The organism is Bradyrhizobium campsiandrae, from assembly GCF_014529705.1.
Taxonomy (GTDB): Bacteria; Pseudomonadota; Alphaproteobacteria; order Rhizobiales; family Xanthobacteraceae; genus Bradyrhizobium; species Bradyrhizobium campsiandrae.
In genome coordinates this window covers 67,349-89,268 of the sequence record NZ_JAANIH010000035.1, presented here as the reverse complement: position 1 = coordinate 89,268, position 21,920 = coordinate 67,349, and the positions used below count along the sequence as shown (strand labels likewise).

Sequence of the window (21,920 nt, the reverse complement as noted above, 5' to 3'; positions counted from 1 at the left end):
CCGTCACCACCGGCGCGGCGACACCGAGATCGTCCTGCGCCGCCCGCAGCGTCAGCGACGACACCGTGTAATGATCCGCGCTCACCCCGGAGATCGCCCCGGCCGGCGCCGTCGACCAGGCAATGCCACCGCCGAGCAGCGCATTGTTCTCGACCCGCACCAGGTTCAGCGACAGCCCGACACCGACCCCGACCTTCGAGGCCGCCGCATCGCTGCCAACCGCCGAGCCGTCCGCGCTGGTCTTGGCGTCCGCGTTCGAGGTCGCGCTCACCGACAGCGCCCCGCTGCTCACGCCAACCGAGGCCGGCACATAGGCCTGCACCTTCGCATGCAGCACCGTCACCCCGATCGCGGCCGCAACCGCAACCGAGCCGTCGCTGGTCTTGCCTTGGCCGTTCTCGCTCTGGGCCGCCCCCGACGTCGTCGCCTGCTGGTCGGCATCGCCGACCCCGGCCGAGCTCTCCCGCGCTCCCGCCCCTTGCGTCTCCTTGGCGACCTTGGCGTCCGCCGAGCCGTCCTTGTCGGTCGAGTTGCCATTGCTGTCGGTGCCGTTGCCACCGGAGGCACTCGCCACCGCCGCCGTCGCAGCCAGCGCCGCGCCCTCCGCCGTGAAGCTCACCGCGCCCGGCGTGCGGATGCTCGACGACGTCGTCGCGATGGTCTCCTCGTCCAGCACCGCGATCGCAAGCGCCGCGCCCACCGCCGCCTTGCCGCCCGCCGCCGACCCGCTCGCCTGCGTCAGCGCGCTCGACAGCTGCCTTGCCGCAACATCGATCGTGCCGCTCGCATCCAGCCCGCCCGACAGCGCCCCCACCGAGGCCCGCGTCCGGTCCGAGGCCAGCGTCAGCGCGATCACCGGCGTCACCGCAATCCCGCCCGCCGAGCCCTGCTCGGCCTGCGTCACGATCCCATGCACGCCCAGCGCATGCAGCGTCACGTCGCCGGCGCCCGCCAGCGAGGATCCGTCCGCAAGCTCCGCCGTCGCACGCGTCGCAACCAGGTTCAGCGCAACCGAGGCGCCAACCCCAACCTTGCCGCCCGAGGCCCCCGAGCCCGCCGGCGTGGCCAGCGCCGTCGCAGTCGAAAGGTCTGCCGCAGTGAGGGACACCGCGCCGCCGGACAGGATGGCCAGCGGCGAGCCGAACCGGGCGATGCTCTCCGAATCGAGCAGATTGGTCGCCAACGCGCCGGCGACGCCAACATTGCTGCCGGCCGCACCAGAGGTCGCGCTCACCGCAAAGCTGTTGTCGACCGCCGTTCCCGTCATCGTCGCCGACAAAGTCAGGCCGGAGGTCTCGATCTGCTGCTGCAACAGGGATTTGTTCGAGATATGCGACAGACCAACGCCGACCGCGACGCCGACTCCCGTCGACCCGGAGGCGCTCGATCCGTCGGCCATCACGCTGGAAGAATTGCCGGTCGTGCTGCTGACACTGGTTGCGCCCGTGACCACCGCCTTCACCGAGGAGGACATCTGCGCCAGCGTGTTCGACGTCACATCGGCGATCGCGAGCGCACCGGCGGCCTTGACCCCGCCATCGCTGGTCGACTCGTAAGGGGCGTATTTGGCGTTGGACAGATAATGCCCCGCGGTGCTGCCGCTCCCGGCTTCCCCGGCGCCCTGCGCCGCGGCTTTTGCGGCGGTGCTGACGGCGACGTTAGAAGTGGCCGCAAGACTCAAGGGACCGGATGCAATCTTGGCAGTGCCATCGATCAGCGCCGAAGTCTCGACATCAAGGATGTTCACGGCGACGCTGGCACCGGCGGCCGAGGAGCCGCTGGCATCCGCCCTGCTGGTGCTGGAGACGGTGTTGTTCGAGGTCAGACCCAGCGCCCCGGTGACATGCACATCGGCGGTGCCACCGATGTGCACACGGGCCGTGCTGCCCGCGTTGACAACTGCCGCCGAGGCATCGGCCACGAGCGAGGACAACGCATTCGGCGCAGCCGTTGCGTTGATCGTCGTGGAAGCGGTCGCCTGCAAGCTTGCGGTTCCTCCGATCACCAGCTTGGCACCATCCAGAATATCCACTGCAGCGAGCACATCGGTGGTGGCGACGGCACCGACCGAATTGACGCTCTTGTTGACGCCTGCGAGTGCGGACACTTCGAGCCTGCCGGCCGCAGTCACATCGGCATTTTTCATCAGCACGACGGCATGCGCCGTGCTGCCGCCGGCATTTGCCGTGACGTGGAAGATCAGGTCCTGGCCGGCGATCGTCGTCCGCAATCCCGAGGTATCGCCGATCAAGATGCTCGCATCACCCGCCGCCCCCGCGACGGATGTCAGCACGATGTTGCCCGCGGCTCCGCCTCCGACGGAACTTGCCAAAATCTGGGAGCCGCCGATCAGATTGATGTGCGGGGCCGTCAGGTTGACAGACCCCGATCCGCTCGCCGAGCGCGTATCGATGATGCCGTCAGCAGCAACCGTGATCGAATTGTCCGCCAGCAGATTGACGCTGCCGCCGTTCGTCGTGATGTTCGGCGCGTAGCTCGCATAGCCATGATCAACCGCGCCGATGACAAGATCGGCCGGGTCGAGCAGCAGGCTGCCGGCCTTGCCGGCGGTGGCGCCGAGATCGACCGTGATCCTGCCGAGCGTCTCGAGATTGTGCGCGCTGAGTTCGACCGAACCGCCATTGCCGCTCGTCCCGCCATGCGCATTGAAGCTGGCGCCGTCCTCGACGGAAAGGTTCGAGCCGGCCTTGACCGAGATCGCACCCGCATTGGAATTTTGGCCGATACCGGCGACGCTGAGTTTCGCCGTTCCTGCGATGGTTATGTCCCCGCCTGACGACACATCGATGTTGCCGCCGTTGCGACCGGCACCCCCCTCCACCTCTAGCTTGCCGGTCACGCGAACCGACTTGCCGGAAGCCACAGAGATCGCGCCTGGATGTCGCGCCGAACCGGCGCGAACCGAACCATCGATCGCGACGCTGTTGGCGCCGCTGATCGATATGCTGCCGTTGTGCGCAACGAGCGTCCCGCCACCTCCCCATCCACGGGTATTCACGGTGGCAGCGAACTGCGCTTTCTGCTCGGCCGCCGCACGGGCGGCCTGAAGCGAGCCGGCAACGCGCACGTCGGTCGCTGTGATCTTGACGAATTGGGTAGCGTTGACGCGACCATTGATGACGACGGAACCGTCGGGAGACAGCGGCACGTCTCCGGTCACGACCCGCGCCACAAGTGCGTTGTTGACGGCGCCCCCGGAGATCATCCGGTCAATCGTCGCCTTGGTCGGCGTTACGACAGTCAGGCCGCCGACATTGATGCTGCCGGACGCACCGACCACAAAGCCATAGGAGTCGGCGAACACGACCTTGCCGCCGATTTTTCCGTTCTGGTACGAGTTGAGGACGCCCTGGATGTTGACCGGGCCTTCACGGACCACGTTGACGAGCTTGCCGGCCGCATCGGGCACCACGAGGTTGACCGTATTGCCTTGCGCTTCCGAGAAGGTCTTGAAGGAGTTGAACGCGTTGCCCCCGCTGATCGTCGACGTGGTGATCGTGGTGGTGCTGCCGTGCACCCGCACGTTCGTCGCGGTCTGGCCGTCGGTGACGATGTTGTTGCCAGGCGATTGCCGCTGTACGCCGGCCGGCACCATGTTATCGAAGCTGCGGATACGCGCCTGCGGTCGGGGCTGCACTCCCCCGAGATTCACGGCCTGGGCGCGGGCATCGATCGCGTTGGAAACCAAAGCTGCGGCCGCAAGCGGCAGCCACGAGGCACCTCGCATCAGGGATCGGCGGCTGGGCAACAATTGTTTGCCCGCTCGATGGACGCTCAAGACCATAACCACCCCCTGCCGCAGCTATTTATTCTGTTCGGCGTCGTGGCGAATCTGCTCGGCAGATTCACTTAAAAGTATTTGATCAAGTATCGGGCAACAGTCGTAGGGCGCTGCCGCGCCCTACACACGCAGCCCCGCTTCAACTCAATTTCCTGATCTCATCGATCCTGGATAGACTTTGAATGTGCGCGTAGATCGGCTGGAGCAGGCCTTCCCGCCGCAAACGAAGAAACTCGTCGTCCGAGAGCTCATCGAGCCTGCCCGGGTCGACCGTGAGCATCCCGTGCAGGGCCAGCGTCTCTCCCGAAGGAAATTTCGCGTCGATCGTGACAGGACGCAGCAGATTGAGGGCGGTAAGGGTATCGACGGCAGCCTCGCCACGCTTTGCCGCAAGAAAGAAGTCGTTCATCAGGCGGATGCGATCGAGCAGGACAGGCTGTTCGCCGCCTTCATCGTTGAACATGCGTTCGCCTGTCTTGCCCTCCGGCAAGGCGTAAGCCGAGTCGATGCAAGTGACAGCATCGCGGCCCTCGATCTCGCCAAACATCAGCGGATAGCGGCGTACATAGGCCGGAATGTAATCCCCAAGCCAACGGCCCTCGGCGTTCACCAGGACATTCTCGCCGGAGCGCAATCCGACCAGGAAGACGGGCACCGGAGCATTGACGCCGGGCAGAAACACAATCGGAAGATGCGTGGCCGCTGCGACGAACTCGTCAAAAACCGCCGGAATGACATGTGATCCGGCCGAAAATCCAAAGCGATCGTCAGATGTATCAAGCGCCAGATTGCGGTGGTTATCGCGATCCAACGGGATAATATTTCCGTAGAAAATAACGCTATTGACCAATACGCCCTCCAACTCAACCGACCACCGCCGCCTCAACCGGGCGTTTTAATCACATTTCAACTATCATTCCGACTATCTGAAGTCTACGATGATTGGCCGCCTTGACGTAAATGGATTGGCAATCCTCTGCTCGACTGCCGGAGCAGGTCGACCTTGTGGCAAGCAGATGACGGCGCCCCGACAGCTATTGCGGCCGTACGCGGGGCGACGTCTGCGTCGCCGAAGGCGTTAACTCGCCAGGCATGGCGAAGTACGGCCGTGACGGCATGGCTGATGGTCATGCTGGAAAATTGGGTCTCGAAGACGCCTGTCTTAATCCGACGCGATATTTGAGCCAGTGCACGGGAGCCTCCGCAATATCGCGCCCAGTCAGCTTAGCTCCCGCCTCGGCGAGGCGCTGAGACACTGATCCAGCCGAGGCCGATTTCCAGAACCTCCCGACCAGACAGATCTTCAAATGGAATGGCAACCAACATTTGATAGTCTGGGAACTTTCGGCAATCGCACCGGTCGGCATTTTGGTTGTCTGCATTTGCTTCAGGAAAGGTGGAAGCCCCGAAACGCGAGCTACGGAATTTCGATGGCTGGAGCGTTTTGCCGCGGCCTGAAGCGGTCTCCACATTGCCGATCGAGAGCGAAGCGCTTTGCTCGAGGATGCCGACGATTTGGCTGGAGCCATCGAGCTCCGTGAGCGCGCCGAACGCGCTCACCCGCTGAAGCAGACGTGCCTCGCATTTCTGAACGTGGCGAAAAGAGCCCCAGCTCAGGGTTGGGGGCATGAGCTGGGGCAGACGACTTGGGGGTCTGCCCTTTGGGGAAAGGGCGTCGGGAAAACTTGGCAAAGAGCAACTGGTTCCAGCGCACGGTCGAGCTCCAAAGTTTCATTTTCGGAACTCGCGAAATGACTCGCCTGGCGCGCTCAACTCGGCTAAAAAATCCTTACCGGGGCTGGCTCCATAATTTACCTAGATCTCTTTCACCCGGATTTTTTTGACACTGAGGCCGCAGCGGTCTCCGCTGCGGCTTTCGTGTGTGTTCACGGTTGCGATGGCTCATTCCGATATCGAACGCGAAACGCTGCGATTGATCAGCGCCTTTAGGGAAATCGGAAGTCGGGGTACGCGCCTCGCGGTCATCCTTCTCGTTGAAGAGTTGGCTCAGCAAGACATTGCGGACGTTGCGGATGGCGCAGCCAAAACCCCGCCGCCGCGGCAGCGCAAATAAAAACCCGCCGACCAGGAAGCCGACGCCGCGCAGGCGCAGTGCCACGATCTTGCACAGTACCATTCAAGGAATGCCGAGGCTCGTCCTGCGGGTCGCGCGACCGACGACATGGAATGCGAAGGTTATATGACGCGCATCGCCGCCCGCACGTCATCGACCTGACGCAAAACACCCGACTGCAACATACCCGACGCCGCAGCGCGGGCATTTGATCCGCTCCATCTCCGTCTGCCGACGCGATCAGCATCGGCGCAGGATACAAACCACCACCCATGAATGCAGGGCGCGGTTGACCTCACTTTTGCGCGCAGTCTAAATTGGCGTCCTATTGCCAATTGCTGGTGCATAAATGTCCTGGAATTACTCTGTTCAACTGAACGATCCATCCAACGCGGGCGGCAGTGCCGACCCCACTCTGGTCTATGACATCCAGCAGGCCCTTGGCGTGTGGTCCCAGTATATTCTGGGAACGGGCACGCTGGTCGTGGCGCTCAATGTCGCCGCCACGCAGGAGGGACGAGAAGCGGGAGGGCCGACCTCGTCCGCCTACACCGGCACCACAGCTCAAGGTCTGTCGGTCTATGAATCTTCGGCGCTCTACGAGCTCACGACCGGCCATCATGTCAACGGCACCACGAGCGACATAACGATCACGATCGATCCGGGCTATTTCAGGAACCTCGATCTCGCCTCGGGGCTGACATACAGCAGCCCAGTGCCGAGTAACGAGTACAATCCCATTGTCGTCTTCCTGCACGAGTTGATGCACGGTTTCGGGATGTCGGGATGGTACAATCAATCGGGTGCATTGCCGGGCAACTACGAGTCAACGTTCGACACGTTCCTTTCGAAAGCGCCTTCAGGGTCAGTGTATTTTACCGGAGCGAATGCTGAAGCCGCCTATGGTGGTCCGGTGCCGATCACCACGAACAGCACGAGCCAGAACTACTATCATTTCGGCAACCAGCAATCCGATCTTCGCGCCACACCTTCCACCGTTCAGGATCCGCTCACATTGGATCTGATGAACGGCATCGTGTTCTTCTACGATTACCAATACGCCATCTCCGCGCTCGATCTCGGAGTGCTGAAAGATCTCGGCTATAGCCTCCGGACCGCGCCGGTTGTCACCACACATGACATCTCCGCGACGCGCGGCCAGAGCTTTGCTGCATCGTCGATGTTTACGACGAGTGTCGCGACCGGCGATTCAATCACCGAATATGCGCTTTGGGACACAAACGGGAATGGGCACTGGCTGATCAATGGCGTTGCGCAAGGCACCAACACGGAGATCGACATAAGTGCAGCCCAACTTGCAAACACCACCTACCAGTCCGGCCTGGCCTCTGATCAGCTTTGGATCAGAGCGTTCGATGGCGTCTTCTGGGGCACATGGCAGCCTTTGACGGTGACGGTGGCCGACAATCCTCCCGTCGTTTCGGCTTCGAACGTGGCCGCAATCCATGGAGAGACATCGGCCTCCGCGACGACCCTCTTCAGCGCGAGCGATCCCGATGGCGATTCAATCACGCAATATGCGCTGTGGGACACCAACGGCAATGGTCATTGGACTGTCAACGGCGCGATCGAGGGCACCAACCTGGAGATCGATATCGCAGCCGCCCAGCTCGCCCAAACGAGCTATCAGTTTGGGTCCGCGGCAGATCAGCTCTGGGTCAGAGCCTATGACGGAACAATGTGGGGCGCATGGGTGCCGTTTACGGCGACCCCCTTCGCAGATCATGCCCCGGTCGTCAGCGCGAGTGATTTTGCCGCGACACATAACCAGAACATCGCGGCTTCCGCCTTGTTTACTGCGACCGATGTCGATGGTGATGCGATCACCAATTACCAGCTTTGGGACTCGACCACCGACCCGTCCAGCGGTCATTGGGTCCTGGGTGGCGTGTCGCAGGGGTCGAATGTCGCCATCGACGTCAGCGCCGCACAGTTGGCATCAACGTCCTTTCAGAGCGGCTCCGGATCGGATGATTTGTGGGTGCGAGCCAATGACGGCACGCTGTGGGGGGCGTGGAAGGAGTTTCATGTCAATGCGCCTGTCGACAATGCTCCGGTGGTCAGCGCATCCGACCTGAGCGCGACCCACGGGCAGAACATCGCGGCCTCCAGCCTGTTCACGGTCAGCGATGCCGATCACGACACGATCACCAATTACCGATTTTGGGATTCGACCGCCGACCCCGCAAGCGGGCATTTCGTCGTTGCCGGAGCCGTGCAGCCGTCGAACCAGAACATCGACGTCAGCGCTGCTCAGCTGGCGAATACATCATTTCAGAGTGGATCGGGGTCGGATGACCTCTGGGTGCAGGCCTTCGACGGCACGGCATGGAGCAGCTGGAAAGAGTTTCACGTCAATGCCCCGCTCGACAATCCCCCGACCGTGACCGCGACGGATTTCACGGCGGCTCACAACCAGAATATCGCCGCCTCGACCCTTTTTTCGGCCTCTGACGCGGACGGAGACACCATCACAAACTATCAGCTGTGGGACTCGACCTCCGATCCCAGCAGCGGTCACTGGATGGTCGGGGGAGCAGCGCAGACGCCCGGCGTCGCTATCAATGTGACGGCAGCCCAACTCTCGTCCACGACGTTCCAGAGCGGCTCAGGTTCGGATGATCTCTGGGCCCGGGCTTACGACGGCTTTGCCTGGGGGCCATGGAAGGAGTTTCACGTCAACGCCCCGACCGATCGCGCGCCTGTGGTCACGGCAACCGATACCCAGGCCACGCCCAATCAGAACGTCGCTGCATCATCTCTGTTCTCGGTCTCGGATGCTGATGGCGACACAATCGCGCAGTATCAGTTTTGGGATTCCACGCCCTCCGCCTCGAGCGGTCACTGGACCGTCGGCGGGACCGCCCAACCGGCAAACACCGCAATCAACGTCACGCCAGTCCAGCTAACCGCGGCGAGCTTCCAAGCCGGCACCGTGCCTGACGATCTCTGGGTGCGTGCCAGCGACGGAATGCAATGGGGTCAATGGCACGAGTTTCATGTCCTCGTGTGAACCACGCACGGATGGATGGATCGAGAACCGGCGAAGGCGGCGGCCAAACTGTCGATCGAGCAGCACTCGCAAGCTGTGGCTGACTGATCTAGTATCGCCCGCAATCGGCCAAAGCTTGTGGCTGATGCATGCAGTCGTGCCAATCCGGCGTTCCGCGGCCGTGATAGCGGGCGCATTCTCGATACCAGTTGCCGCAGAGGTCCGGGCGCGGCTCGCGTACATACCCGCCGCCGTAGTAGCCATCGTCATACTGCCGACGACTATACCCGCCGCCGCCACTACAGTCGTACCGAGCCTGCGGCTGATTCATGCAGGCCACCCAATTCGGCGTTTGATATCCGTGAAACCGAGCACATTCCTGCTGCCAGGCTTCACATGATGCGGCCGAGGCTTGGCTCATCATCGCGGCGATGAAATTCAAAACGAATATTGACCCGACAACCTTCTTCATTACGCCTTTCCCAAAAGCGAGCACTGCCAGTCATAGCAATCAGGGCAACAAAAAGAAGTTCCGGGCCGGCATCGTCAACGGCCCTCGATGAGACGTGGATACAGGCCAGCGCGTGGCCAGGCAAGCGCGGTCCGGCGCGATCAGCCCTACCCCTCAGTCGAGCCGCTTCAGCTCTCCGGAGCTGCCACCGTCGCCGGGGCACTCAGCGGAGCTCCGCCGACCGACACCGGCCCGACGGATTTCGACTCCCGGATCATCCGCTTGCGCAACGCGGCGGGCAATCCGTAGCGAGCATGCGCCTTGCGAATGGAGGCCGTGACGTCCGACGTCATCGTGTTCTGTAGCGAGTCGATCTTCGCGATCAGCGTCGAAAGCTGCGGCGATATCCTCTTCACATCGACGCGCTCGTCCGTGATGCTCTGTCGCAGCGACACCAGAACCGTCGAATCCTGCTGCCGCAGGGCGGTATTTTGCTGCAAGGACGAATTGATCTCTTGCAGCGCGGCAGCCTGTTGCTGCTGGACCGATTGGATCTCCTTCAAGGCAGCGACGACAGGATCCGGTTTTGGCGCGGCCTCTTCCTGGCGCGGAAACAGTGCAGCCAGATTGCTGAGGTCCGGCGACGGAAGATCGAACGGCGATGTGTAGATGGCTGTCGCGCCGTTGATCGCCAAGGCACACACGGAGAAGGCCAGGATCGATTTCCGGCTGGACCGTTTGCCCGGCGCTGGAGCTTCCGGCGCTTCGGGCGCGGGGTGGGCTTCGGATGCTGCGGCTGCAAGCGCTGCGGCGTCGAGATGCTCGGCGAAGCCCAGCGTGTCGGATGTCGTGGTCATCTGCATTGACCTCATGAGCGAGCAAAAGGAGGCCGTCGCCGGAACGTCCTCGCGACGCCTCCTTTACGCAGCACTCACTTACACAACTGCCTCAAATTGTGAGCATTTCGGATTAATTCCACGTTAGCGACGTGGCCGCCCGAGGCGCCGGTGCACTCCGGCCGAATACGGACCGCGCAAGGCTCTTTCGGCGCGGGAGGTCAAGGTCCGTCCCCTCGGCCCGCCCCCAAAAAGCCAGGAGACAACCCGCTGGAAAGGTGTAGGATTCGACAAAACGGGAGGAGCGGCATGTTTGAAATCACCGGTTTCGACACGGCAGGCGTCGTCAACCTCAGGCGGGAGTCGCTCGCCGCCGCGCTCAAGAAGGCGAGGGAGCTGATCCAGGACGGCTGCCGCGACGTTCGGATCGTCGATCCCGATGGCCGGGTCTATACGTCGTTCGAGGAACAGGCCGCCTAGCGGCCCCTCACCTACCCTCATCGCATGCATGCACCGTTGAGCCGCCCGTCACCGGGCGGTAGAATGGGCCTTTTTACGGAGGCTCATTTGAAACAGGTCATTTTCATTGCAGCCATTGCGCTGCTTACCACGACGCCCGCCCGATCCCAGGCTCTTGTCGATCCCAGCAAGGTCGCGCCCGAATACCGCGAGGCGGCGGAGAAGCGCCGCGCCGAGCAGATCCGTCAGCGCGAATGTGCGCTGAAGGCCGACCTGGAAAAGGTGCTGCCACGCGATCGGACCGTCTATCTGAACCATTGCCTGGACGCCATGGCCGCGAAACAATAGCATCCGCGCCCGGTGCACGCGGCGCGCGCATCCCTTCGCAACCGGCGTTCAGGCTTTCTTCAGACGTTCGGCCCACCGTGGCGCCGATGTCCAGTCATCGTTGTTTGTTGGGGCAATGAGTTCCGTCCAGATCCAGTGCATTCGTTGCAAGACGATGTTTCGCGATCGCGCGGGACGGTTGCAGGACGGCTATTCCAGGCAGTGCCCCTGCTGCGAGGTGGTGTTGTTCTTCGCCGAGGACTCGCAGCACCCCTTCATCAAGCGTGCAATGCGAAGCGCGCGGCAAGTCCGCAAAGAGCTGCGCGAGGCCGAGGCAGTCAGGCGTGCTGCTCCGCAGGAGCCGCGCATGGCACCGCGCTCGCGGTCGTCGACCGGACGGGCGCGGGTGCAGGAACGCTCCGAGTGACGTACCGTCGGCCGGCTACGGCGTTTCGATCCAGATCCCGGCATCCGATTGCGCGCGGATATGGTCGACCAGAAAGTCCGAAAACACCCTGATCTTTGCCGGCAGCCGGACGCGGTTCTGATAGGCGACGTTCATCGTCAGCAACGGCAGATCCCAGTCCGTCAGGACAGGCACGAGCTTGCCGGCCGCGATGTCGTTCTGCACGATGTAGAGCGGCTGGATCAGGATGCCGAGCCCTGCACGCGCCGCGCCGCAGATGATCTGGCCGTCATTGCTGTCGAGCGTCGGCGCGATGCGGACGGTCTGCGTCGTGCTGCCCTTGCTCAAGCGCAGCGAATAAGGATCGTTGGCAAGGTTGTAGACCAGCATGTCGTGGCGCGCGAGATCGGCGGGATGCGCAGGGATGCCGCGCGTGGCGAGATAGGACGGCGCGGCCGCCAGCACGCGGCGCATCTGTCCGATGCGGCGGATGATGATGTTGGAATCAGGCTCCTGCTCCCGCGTGCGGATCGCGACGTCGATACCGGCCTCGATGAAATCAGGGTAGCGGTTGGCCGCGATGATCTGCACGTCGAGCTTCGGATAGAGCTTGCGAAACGCCGGCAGCATCGGCGCCATGTAGATCATCGCAAAGGACAGCGAACTGGTGACCCGCAGCATGCCCTTGGGCGACAGCGCGCGGTCGCTGACGGCGTCCTCGGCTTCGGCGAGCTCGTTGAGCAGCGTGCTGCAGCGCTGCAGCAGCTCCTGCCCGGCCTCGGTCAGCCATTGCCGCCGCGTGTTGCGCTCGATGAGCCGGACCGCGAGCCGCTCCTCCAGCGCGCTGAGATGCCGGCTCGCCGCCGCGTTCGACATCCTCAAGGTTTCGGCGGCCTTGGAGAGGCTGCCGAGCTCGGCCGTCCTGGAAAACACCTCGAGCTGGAGAAGCCGGTCCATTCTTCCTCATAATGGAAAAGAGACTTACGATTTTTGTCCTTTATTTCCGATTTCTGCAAGGCAAAATGGCCGCAACAAGCAAGACAGCAGGCGAGGAAATCTGGGAAATGTCGGGTCCGATCAAGCACATCGTGATGTGGCGGCTGCGCGGAGAGACGGCGGCAGAGCGCCTGGCGGCCCGGACCAAGGTCAAAACCCTGTTCGAAGGCCTCAAGGGCCGGATCGACGGTCTCACCCATATCGAGGTCGGGACCGACATCAGCAATGTCGATTATGCCTGCGACGTTGTCCTCGTCTCCGAGTTCACCGACAGCGAGGCCCTGAAGGCCTACGCCAACCATCCGGAACACCTGCGGGTCCGGGAGGAGCTCGGCGACTTGCGGATCGGCCGCTTCCAGGTCGATTATCCCATCAAAGAGACCGGCAAATGATCGGTTCGTTCACCTTTGAAAACCTGCCCTGCCGCGTCGTGTTCGGCAGCGGGACATTGGCTGCGGCCAGGGCCGAGGTCGTGCGCCTCGGCGGCAAGCGCGCACTGGTGCTGACCACGCCGCAGCAGGAGGCGCAAGGCAAGGCGCTGGGCGCTGCGCTCGGCCCGCTCTATGCTGGTCTCTTCGCCGGCGCCACCATGCATACGCCGGTCGAGGTGACCGAGCGCGCGATCGCGGCGATGAAGGATTGCGAGGCCGACTGCGTGGTCGCGCTCGGCGGCGGCTCGACCACGGGGCTCGGCAAGGCGCTGGCCTTGCGCACCGGAATCAACCAGCTCTGCATCCCCACCACCTATGCCGGCTCGGAGATGACGCCGATCCTCGGCCAGACCGAAAACGGGCTGAAGACCACGGTCCGCGACGTCGCCGTGCTGCCGGAGACAGTGATCTACGACGTCGATTTGACGATGACGCTGCCTGTCAGCCTCACCGCCACGTCAGGCATCAACGCGATCGCCCATGCGGTCGAGGCGCTCTATGCGCGCGACACCAATCCCGTCACCTCGCTGATGGCCGAGGAAGGCATCCGCGCGCTGGCGCGGGCCCTGCCCGCCATTGCCGCCAGGCCCGACGATCGCGCCGCCCGCAGCGACGCGCTCTACGGCGCCTGGCTGTGCGGCGTCTGCCTCGGAACCGTCGGCATGGCCTTGCACCACAAGCTCTGCCACACGCTCGGCGGCACGTTTGACCTGCCGCATGCCGAAACGCACACGATCGTGCTGCCGCATGCGCTGGCCTACAACGCGCCTGATGTGCCCGAGGCGATGGCGCGGATCGCGCGCGCGATCGGTGCGTCGGACGCATCGCGGGGTCTTTTCGATCTTGCCAAACGATTGGACGCGAAAATGGCGCTGCGCGACATCGGCATGCCCGAGAGCGGCATCGACAAGGCCGCCGACCTCGCCGTCACCAATGCCTACTGGAATCCGCGTCCGCTCGAGCGGGGCGCCATCCGCGACCTCATTGCGCGGGCCTGGGCCGGCGAGCCGCCGGTCGCCCCCCAAGCTGCGGCCTGACTGCGATGACGCGCACCCTCATCCAATCGGCAACCATCATCAGCATGGACGCCTCGATCGGCGATCTCAGAGATGGCGACGTGCTGGTGGAGAACGAGCGGATCGCCGCAGTGCGTCCCGGCATCGCCGCTGATGATGCCGAGATCGTCGATGGTCGTGGCCGCATCGTCATCCCGGGACTGATCAACGCGCATATGCACACCTGGCAGACGGGCTTGCGCGGTTTTGCCGCGAACTGGACGCTGCTGGAATATTTCCGCCGCATGCATGCCGGGCTTGCGACCCTGTTCACCCCTGATGACATCTACATCGCCACGCTCGTCGGCGCGCTGAACCAGATCAATTGCGGCGCCACCACGCTGGTCGACTGGTGCCACAACAATCCGACGCCTGCGCATACCGACGCCGCCGTCCGCGGGTTGATCGAGAGCGGCATCCGCGCCGCCTTCTTCCATGGCTCGCCGAAACCCGAGCCGAAGCCGGGCGAGCCGCACTTCTCCGAAGTGCCGCATCCCCGCCGCGAGGTCGAGCGGCTGCTGGCCGGTCCCCTCGCCGACCGCAATGGCCTGGTCACGCTGGGGCTTGCCATTCTCGGTCCGCATTATTCGACGCTCGACGTGTCCTTGCATGACTTCCGCCTCGCGCGCGAACTCGGCCTGATCGCATCGATGCATCAGGGCGGCGGCCCGGCAAAGACTCCGGGCGGCTGGGAAACGTTGATTGAGGCCGGCCTCGTCGGCCCCTTCGTCAACATCGTTCACGGCAACGATCTGCCCGATGAGCTCCTGCAGAAATTGATCGATCTCGGCGTCAGCTTCTCGGTGACGCCGGAGAACGAGATGATCCAGGGCCATGGCTTTCCTATCACGGGCCGGCTGCTCAAGCGCGGCGTACGGCCCACCATCGGCATTGACCTCGAGTCCGTGCTGGCAGGCGATCTCTTCTCCGCGGCCCGCGTGGCGCTGTCGATGCAGCGCGCGCTCGATAATGCGCAGATGCGCCAGAGCGAGGGCACGATCCCGGCGACGACCACGATCCCCGCGCGCGAGGCGCTGCGCTGGGTCACCACGGAAGGTGCGCGCATGCTCGGCCGCGAGAGCCAGATCGGCTCGCTAACGCCGGGCAAACTCGCCGACCTCGTGATCATCAGTGCCGACGATCTGAACCTCTTCCCCGTGCACGATCCTGTCGCCACCGTGGTGATGCAGACGAGCCTCGCCAATATCGAGGCCGTGATGATCGGAGGTCGCTGGAAGAAGCGAAACGGGAAATTGCTGACCGACGGGCTGCAAGCGAAGAAGGAACTGCTCGCGCAATCCGGCCAGCGGCTGGTGCGCGACATCGAACGACAGGGACACGCCGCGGCATAGCGGCCAACGGACAAGAACAATGACTGATACAAGCAAACAGCTCGCCTTCATCGGTATTGGCAAGATGGGCCTGCCGATGTCGCAACTCGTCGCCAAGGCCGGCTTTGACGTTACCGCCTTCGACCAGAGCACCGCGCGGCTCGACGAGGCGCGCGATCACGGCATCGCCGTCGCGGGCTCGCCCCGTGAGGCGGTCAACGGCCGCCCCTGGGTGATCACCTCGCTCCCCGACGATGCCGCACTTCGTGCCGTGATGCTCGGCCCGACCGGCCTGATCGGCGCGATGGCGCCGCGGGCGGTGCTGATCGAGACCAGCACGGTCAGCGCCGAAGCTTCGGCCGAAGTCGATGCCGCAGCCCAGGCGCGCGGGATCGCCTATTTGCGGGCGCCGGTGTCAGGCAATGCGAGCATCGTGCACACCGGCGCGCTGAGCTGCTTCGTCTCGGGCCCCAAGGATGCCTTCGAGAGCGCAAAGCCGCTGTTTGCGAGTTTCACCCGCGCGCAGACCTATCTCGGTCCCAGCGAGGAAGCGCGCTACGCCAAGCTCGCGGTCAATCTCATGATCGCGGTTTCGGCGGCGATGATGGCCGAGAGTCTGGCGCTGGCGCGCAAGGGTGGCATCGGCTGGCAGGACATCCTGAAGGTGCTGGACGAGAGCGCCGTCGCCTCGCCCATGGTGAAGTACAAGACCGCGCCGCTGCGAACGCGCGACTTCGTCTCGAGCTTCTCCTGCAAGCAGATGGCCAAGGACCTCGACCTCATCCTCGGCGCCGGCCATGCCGTCGGCGTGCCGCTGCAGCTCGCAGCAACGGTGCGCGAGACCTATGGCGCGCTGGTCGCCCAAGGCGACGGCGAAACCGACTTCATCGCGACCGTGAAGCATCTCGAACGGCTGTCCGGGCTTGACGAGCCTAAACTCTGATCAACGGAGGCGAAAATGCGTAATTTCAGCGAGACCAACATCACCGACGCCGTGCTGGAGCGCATCGCCGGCGCCGGCGATCCGCGCATCAAGCAGGTCAGCGAAGCCCTGGTGCGTCACCTCCATGCCTTCGTGCGCGAAATCAGGCCGACCCAGAAAGAATGGGAATACGGCATCGATTTCCTCACCCGCACCGGCCACATGTGCGACGACAAGCGGCAGGAGTTCATCCTGCTGTCGGATACCCTCGGCGTCTCCATGCTGGTCGATGCGATCAACCATCCGGTGCCTGATGGCGCGACCGAGACCACCGTGCTCGGGCCGTTCTTCGTCCAGGCCGCGCCCGAGAAGCAGAACGGCGACGACATCTCCGGCCCGATGCAAGGCGATCCCATGATCGTCACCGGCTCGGTCTCGACCGCCGACGGCAAGCCGCTTGCGGGCGCCGTGGTCGACGTCTGGCATTCCGACAATGACGGCTATTACGACGTGCAGCAACTCGACGAGATCGGCGATCTCGCCATGCGCGCCCGCTTCCACACCGACGCCAATGGCCGCTTCCATTTCTGGTCGATCAAGCCGGCCGCCTATCCGATCCCGCATGACGGCCCGGTCGGCGAGATGCTGGAGGCGCAGGGCCGCCATCCCTGGCGCCCCGCGCATGTGCACTTCATGATCTCGGCGGCGGGCTTCGAGCAGCTCGTCACACATGTGTTCGTCGCGGGCGATAAATATCTGGACAGCGACGTGGTGTTCGGCGTCAAGGACAGCCTGATCCACGACTTCGTGCATTGCCCGCCCGGCCGTGCGCCCGATGGTCGCACGGTGGAATCAGCCTACTATCACCTCAATTACGATTTCGGCCTGAAGCGGGCCGCAAGCAACGCACGAGCGGCGTAAGCTAAACGTCGAATCGACGGGCTGACGACAGTCCGCGACAAGGAAGACGACGGGGAGAGACGATGGGACCGCGGGTCGACAGTACCGCCTTGGCTGAACGCCTCACGCGGGTGATCGGTCCGCGCGCGAGCATCGCGCGCGGCGTGCTCGACCAGCATGGCCAGAGCGAATCCTATTACCGCGCCCTGCCCCCCGACATCGTCGTATTCCCGGAGACGACCGCGGAGGTCGCCGAGATCGTCAGGCTCTGCGCCGCCGCGGCGATGCCGATCGTGCCGTTCGGCGCCGGCACCTCGCTCGAAGGCAACGCCTCCGCCGTCGCCGGCGGCGTCTGCATCGACTTTGCGCGCATGAACAAGGTGCTCACCGTCCACGACAGCGACATGAATGTCGTGGTCCAGCCCGGCATCACCCGCAAGCAGCTCAATGCGGAACTGCGCGGCACCGGCCTGTTCTTCCCGATCGATCCCGGCGCCGACGCTTCGATCGGCGGCATGACCTCGACGCGCGCCTCCGGCACCATGGCAGTGCGCTACGGCACCATGAAGGACAACGTCATGGCGCTGGAGGTCGTGCTGGCCGACGGCCGCGTGATCCGCACCTCCCGTCGTGCCCGCAAATCCGCCGCCGGCTACGATCTGACGCGGCTGTTCGTCGGCGCCGAGGGAACGCTCGGAATCATCACCGAGATCACGCTGAGACTGCATCCGCTGCCGCAGGCGATTTCGGCCGCGGTGTGCAGCTTCGACACCCTGCACAATGCGGTCGATACCGCGATTGGCATCATCCAGGCCGCCATTCCCGTCGCCCGCGTCGAGCTGCTCGACGACGTCATGATGCGCGGCATCAATGCCTATGCCAAGCTCGGCTATCGCGAAGCGCCGACGCTGTTCTTCGAATTTCACGGCTCAGAGAGCGCGGTCGCCGAGCAGGCCGAGCTGGCCCAGGCCATCGCCGCCGAGCATGGCGGCCGTGGCTTTGAATGGGCCAAAGCACCGGAGGACCGCAGCCGGCTCTGGCACGCCCGCGACAACACGCTCTATGCGGGCCTTGGCCTGCGCCCCAGCGCGCGCGCCGTCATCACTGATGTCTGCGTGCCGATCTCGCGGTTGGCCGAATGCCTGACCGACACCCGCAACGACGCGGACGCACACGGCTTCACCGCACCCATCGTCGGCCATGTCGGCGACGGCAATTTCCACATGCTGATCCTGGTCGATCCGCAAAAGCCGGAGGAGATCGACGGCGCCAAGGCGCTGCAGGCCCGCATGGTCGCCCGCGCCATCGCGATGGACGGCACCTGCACCGGCGAGCACGGCATCGGCATGGGCAAGATCGGCTATCTCACTGACGAGCTCGGCGACGCCGTCGACGTGATGCGGTCGATCAAGACCGCGCTCGATCCCCATGGATTGATGAATCCGGGCAAGATCTTCGCGGGAGCCCAGCCATGAACGCCCACGTCAGCCCTCCCGGCGAGACCGCCGCCGCGCCGCTGCTCGAATTGCGCGGCATCAGCAAGGCGTTTCCCGGCGTCAAGGCGCTCGACGACGTCTCCTTTGCGCTCTATCCCGGCGAAGTCCACATGCTGCTCGGCGAGAACGGCGCGGGCAAATCCAGCCTGATGAAGGTATTGTGCGGCGCTTACCAAGCCGATGCCGGCGAATTCTTCTACAATGGCGAGAAGGTCACGATTGCCTCGACGGCGGACGCGCAGAAGCTCGGCATTGCCGTGATCTTCCAGGAATTCTCGCTGGTCCCCTATCTCGACATCGCCCAGAACATCTTCCTCGGACGCGAGCCGAAGGGCCGCATCCCGGGAACCATCGACCGCCGCAGGATCCTGGCCGACGCCAAGCGCCTGCTCGACACGATCGGCTTCGAGATCGATCCGTCCATCATCGTCAACACGCTCGGCGTCGCCCAGCAGCAGATGGTGGAGATTGCGAAAGCCATCAGCCAGAACGCGCGCATCCTGGTCATGGACGAGCCGACCGCCGCGCTCTCCGACCGCGAGACCGAGCTGCTGTTCGCGCTGATCGCGCGGCTGAAGGCCGACGGCGTCTCCATCGTCTACATCTCGCACCGCATGGCCGAGGTGTTCGCGCTCGGCGACCGCATCACGGTACTGCGCGACGGCCGCCGCATCGACGGCGTCAAGCCCGCCGACGTCACGCCCGACCAGCTGGTGCGGATGATGGTCGGCCGCACCGTCGACATGACCTATCCGCGCCATTTCGCCGACAAGCCCGGTGAGGTGCTGCTGGAGGTCAGGAACCTCACCGCGCCGAGCGGAATCTCCGACATCAACATCGAGGTGCGCCGCGGTGAGATCGTCGGCCTCTGCGGCCTGGTCGGATCCGGCCGCACTGAAGTAGCCCGCGCCATCTTCGGCGCCGATCCGGTCGCCTCCGGCGAGATCGTGTTCGACGGCAAGCCGATCTCCGGCGAGCCCGACATCGCTGCCCGCCGCGGCATCGCGCTGATTCCCGAGAGCCGCAAGAGCGAGGGCCTCGCGCTGCTGCGCTCGGTCGGCGACAACCTCGTGGTCTCGGCGCTGCGAAAACTGTTTCCGAGCGGGCTGTTCGATCCGCGCGGCAGCCAGCGCACCGCCGACGGCCTGATCCGGCAGCTCCGGATCGCAACGCCTAGCGCGCGTCAGACCGTGGGCCTGTTGTCCGGCGGCAACCAGCAGAAGGTCGTGATCGGCAAATGGCTGGCCGCCGGCGCGAAACTCTTCATCTTCGACGAGCCGACGCGCGGCATCGACGTCGGCGCCAAGTCCGAGATCTTTGCGCTGATCGACCGGCTGGTCGCCGAAGGCGCGGCGGCGCTGATGATCTCGTCCGAGCAGGTCGAGATCTGTCACGTTTGCGACCGCGCCTATGTGATGCGCGAGGGCCGCGTCGCCGGACATCTGACACGCAATGAGCTGACCGAGGAGAACATCGTGCGATTGGGGATGCATCATGCGTGAGGCCGCGATCGTATCGCAAGCAAATCCGCTGCAGCGCATTCCCGGCGTCGCCATCGTGCTGGGCGCGCTCATCGTGTTGTTTGGCGCCATCGCGCCCGGCTTCCTCAGCCCGGCCAACCTCTCCAACGTGCTGGTGCAGTCGACCATCCTGACCATGCTGGCGCTGCCGATGACGCTGATCATCATGACCGAGGGGCTCGATCTGTCGATGGGCGCGGTGCTGACGCTGACCTCGCTCTGCGTCGCCATCGTCTCGCTCGCGACCAAGTCGATGCTGCTCGGCCTCGGCGCCGGCGTGCTGGTCGGTGCGGCCTTCGGCACCGTCAATGGCTGGCTGGTGGCGATCCTGGGCATCCCGCCCTTCGTGGCGACCCTCGGCACCTTAGGCATGGCGCAGGGCCTGTCGCTGATCGTCAGCGACGGCCAGAGCGTCGTCGGCATTCCCCACAGCGTCCGCGACATCTATTCGGCGACGCTGGCAGGCGTTCCCGTTCCGATCGTGATCGCGCTCGTCACCTATGCCTTCTTTCACGCCCTGCTCTATCACACCCGGTTCGGCAGCTACGTCTTCGCGCTCGGGGGAAATCGCGAGGCGCTGCGCTATGCCGGCCTTTCCCCCAACAAGCTCTTGATCGCGGTCTACGCGCTCGGCGGCACCATGGCGGGTATCGCCGGCCTCCTGATGACCGCCCGCATGAATTCGGGCCACCCGACCGCGGGCCTCGGCCTCGAATTCGATGCGATCGCGGCGGTCGCCGTCGGCGGCACCTCGTTCGAGCGCGGCAATGGCTGGCTGCTCGGCACGCTGCTTGGCGTCATCTCCGTCGGCGTGCTGCGCAACGGGCTGAACCTGATCTCGCTGCCCTCTTCGGTGCAGGTCGCAAGCGTCGGCGTCCTCGTCATCGTCGCGCTGTTCCTCGATGGCCTCAGGAGCCGCGCATGACCGACATCGCCAAGGAGGCCCTGTCGCCGCCCCGCTCCTTCCTGTCCCAGGACGCGATCCAGCTGTTCTACCGGCTGCTCGCGGTGCTGCTGATCTGCGCCGTGCTGGCGGTGCTGAACGAGTCCTTCCTCAGCCTCGGCAACATCCTCAACGTGCTGCGCCAGGCGAGCCTGACCTTCTTCATTGCCTCCGGCCTGACGCTGGTGGTGCTCACCGCCGGCCTTGATCTGTCGGTCGGCGCCAATGTCGCGCTGTCGGCCTGCATCGCCGGCACCGTGATCCACACCACGGGATCGCCCGTGCTCGGCATCCTGACCGGGCTCGCCTGCGGCGGCATCGTCGGCCTGCTCAACGGCATCATGGTGACGGCGTTGCGCATCCCGTCCTTCATCGCCACCTACGGCATGCTCTGGGTGCTGAACGGACTGACCTATTGGTACATGGCGGGCGAGACGCTGCACGGCTTCCCGGCCGGCTTCCGCCAGATCGGCAGCGGCTATCTGTTCGGGCTGCCGATCCCGGTCTATCTGCTGCTGGTGTTTCTCGGCATCGGCACGCTATTCGCCCAGCGCACGATCTGGGGCCAGGAGATCTATGCGATCGGCGCCAATCCGGTGGCCGCTCGCCTCTCCGGCATTCCCGTCACGCGGCGGCTGCTGCTGGTCTACACGGTGTCGGGCACGATGGCCGGGCTCGCCTCGATCATCTTCCTGTCGCGGCTCAACTCCGCCGAGGCCGACATCGGCGAAAGCCTGACCTTGCCGGCGATCGCAGCCGTGCTGATCGGCGGCACCTCGCTGTTCGGCGGCGTCGGCACCGTGTTCGGCACCTTCATCGGCGCGCTGATCCTCACCCTGGTGCTGAACGGCATGAACCTTTTGTCCGTCAGTGCCAATTGGCAGCCGCTCGTCACCGGCATCATCGTGATCCTGGCGGTCTGGCTCGACATGAAGACGCGCCGCCGCGCGCAATGAAT

General features: G+C 64.3%; 20 protein-coding genes. 13 read left to right on the top strand and 7 right to left on the bottom strand.

Translation table 11 applies throughout. From position 1 onward, the window contains the following. The 4 genes from G8O24_RS24700 to G8O24_RS24685 form a co-directional block, all read right to left on the bottom strand. Window positions 1-3,748, bottom strand: a 3,748-nt coding sequence (locus G8O24_RS24700; RefSeq protein WP_188103881.1) for a leukotoxin LktA family filamentous adhesin, incomplete at its 3' end; no start/stop codon positions are given. Window positions 3,749-3,941: 193 nt separating this feature from the next. Continuing rightward, the gene (locus G8O24_RS24695; protein ID WP_188103879.1) at window positions 3,942-4,652 is read right to left on the bottom strand and encodes a SapC family protein; all 711 of its coding nucleotides are present in this window, start codon (window positions 4,650-4,652) and stop codon (window positions 3,942-3,944) included. 374 nt (window positions 4,653-5,026) lie between these two features. After that, entirely contained in the window at window positions 5,027-5,362 is a 336-nt protein-coding gene (locus tag G8O24_RS24690) for a hypothetical protein (protein ID WP_188103878.1), read from the bottom strand. Between the two features lie 229 nt (window positions 5,363-5,591). Continuing rightward, entirely contained in the window at window positions 5,592-5,939 is a 348-nt protein-coding gene (locus G8O24_RS24685; RefSeq protein ID WP_188103876.1) for a hypothetical protein, read from the bottom strand. A 286-nt stretch (window positions 5,940-6,225) separates the two neighbouring features. Between G8O24_RS24685 and G8O24_RS44450 the strand changes: the two genes are divergently transcribed. Next, complete coding sequence (locus G8O24_RS44450; protein WP_244645982.1) at window positions 6,226-8,910, top strand: hypothetical protein; 2,685 nt, start codon at window positions 6,226-6,228, stop codon at window positions 8,908-8,910. 88 nt (window positions 8,911-8,998) lie between these two features. Here G8O24_RS44450 and G8O24_RS24675 read toward each other — a convergent pair whose 3' ends face one another. Further along, window positions 8,999-9,361 (bottom strand): hypothetical protein, encoded by a 363-nt coding sequence (locus tag G8O24_RS24675; protein WP_188103874.1) that lies wholly within the window; start codon window positions 9,359-9,361, stop codon window positions 8,999-9,001. A 167-nt stretch (window positions 9,362-9,528) separates the two neighbouring features. After that, complete coding sequence (locus G8O24_RS24670) at window positions 9,529-10,203, bottom strand: hypothetical protein (protein ID WP_188103873.1); 675 nt, start codon at window positions 10,201-10,203, stop codon at window positions 9,529-9,531. 282 nt (window positions 10,204-10,485) lie between these two features. Between G8O24_RS24670 and G8O24_RS24665 the strand changes: the two genes are divergently transcribed. From G8O24_RS24665 to G8O24_RS24655, 3 genes are all read left to right on the top strand, one after another. Continuing rightward, on the top strand, window positions 10,486-10,656 hold the full coding sequence (locus G8O24_RS24665; protein WP_188103871.1) for a hypothetical protein: 171 nt from the start codon (window positions 10,486-10,488) through the stop codon (window positions 10,654-10,656). Between the two features lie 87 nt (window positions 10,657-10,743). Next, window positions 10,744-10,983: a hypothetical protein gene (locus tag G8O24_RS24660; protein WP_188103893.1), complete on the top strand. Its 240-nt coding sequence runs from the start codon at window positions 10,744-10,746 to the stop codon at window positions 10,981-10,983. Between the two features lie 115 nt (window positions 10,984-11,098). Then, window positions 11,099-11,389: a hypothetical protein gene (locus G8O24_RS24655; protein ID WP_188103869.1), complete on the top strand. Its 291-nt coding sequence runs from the start codon at window positions 11,099-11,101 to the stop codon at window positions 11,387-11,389. Between the two features lie 15 nt (window positions 11,390-11,404). Here the strand turns inward: G8O24_RS24655 and G8O24_RS24650 are convergent, their stop codons facing one another. Further along, window positions 11,405-12,325, bottom strand: coding sequence for a LysR family transcriptional regulator (locus tag G8O24_RS24650; RefSeq protein WP_188103867.1), 921 nt, complete (start codon window positions 12,323-12,325; stop codon window positions 11,405-11,407). 107 nt (window positions 12,326-12,432) lie between these two features. Between G8O24_RS24650 and G8O24_RS24645 the strand changes: the two genes are divergently transcribed. The 9 genes from G8O24_RS24645 to G8O24_RS24605 all read left to right on the top strand — a co-directional run bounded on the left by G8O24_RS24645 (window position 12,433) and on the right by G8O24_RS24605 (window position 21,918). Then, window positions 12,433-12,756, top strand: coding sequence for a Dabb family protein (locus G8O24_RS24645; protein WP_188103865.1), 324 nt, complete (start codon window positions 12,433-12,435; stop codon window positions 12,754-12,756). Further along, complete coding sequence (locus G8O24_RS24640; RefSeq protein ID WP_188103863.1) at window positions 12,753-13,832, top strand: maleylacetate reductase; 1,080 nt, start codon at window positions 12,753-12,755, stop codon at window positions 13,830-13,832. The genes G8O24_RS24645 and G8O24_RS24640 overlap by 4 nt, the downstream gene beginning before the upstream one ends. A gap of 5 nt (window positions 13,833-13,837) precedes the next feature. Further along, entirely contained in the window at window positions 13,838-15,202 is a 1,365-nt protein-coding gene (locus tag G8O24_RS24635; RefSeq protein ID WP_188103861.1) for an amidohydrolase family protein, read from the top strand. Window positions 15,203-15,221: 19 nt separating this feature from the next. Beyond that, complete coding sequence (locus G8O24_RS24630; RefSeq protein WP_188103859.1) at window positions 15,222-16,124, top strand: NAD(P)-dependent oxidoreductase; 903 nt, start codon at window positions 15,222-15,224, stop codon at window positions 16,122-16,124. A 15-nt stretch (window positions 16,125-16,139) separates the two neighbouring features. Continuing rightward, window positions 16,140-17,024, top strand: a complete 885-nt coding sequence (locus G8O24_RS24625; RefSeq protein WP_188103857.1) for an intradiol ring-cleavage dioxygenase — start codon at window positions 16,140-16,142, stop codon at window positions 17,022-17,024. A gap of 62 nt (window positions 17,025-17,086) precedes the next feature. Continuing rightward, entirely contained in the window at window positions 17,087-18,478 is a 1,392-nt protein-coding gene (locus G8O24_RS24620) for an FAD-linked oxidase C-terminal domain-containing protein (RefSeq protein ID WP_188103855.1), read from the top strand. After that, window positions 18,475-20,001 carry a sugar ABC transporter ATP-binding protein gene (locus tag G8O24_RS24615; RefSeq protein WP_188103853.1) on the top strand — a complete coding sequence of 509 codons (1,527 nt, stop codon included), beginning with the start codon at window positions 18,475-18,477 and terminating at the stop codon, window positions 19,999-20,001. Before G8O24_RS24620 ends, G8O24_RS24615 begins: the two co-directional genes overlap by 4 nt. Beyond that, complete coding sequence (locus tag G8O24_RS24610) at window positions 19,994-20,944, top strand: ABC transporter permease (RefSeq protein WP_188103851.1); 951 nt, start codon at window positions 19,994-19,996, stop codon at window positions 20,942-20,944. The genes G8O24_RS24615 and G8O24_RS24610 overlap by 8 nt, the downstream gene beginning before the upstream one ends. Next, window positions 20,941-21,918: an ABC transporter permease gene (locus G8O24_RS24605; RefSeq protein WP_188103850.1), complete on the top strand. Its 978-nt coding sequence runs from the start codon at window positions 20,941-20,943 to the stop codon at window positions 21,916-21,918. The genes G8O24_RS24610 and G8O24_RS24605 overlap by 4 nt, the downstream gene beginning before the upstream one ends. Window positions 21,919-21,920: the final 2 nt, after the last annotated feature.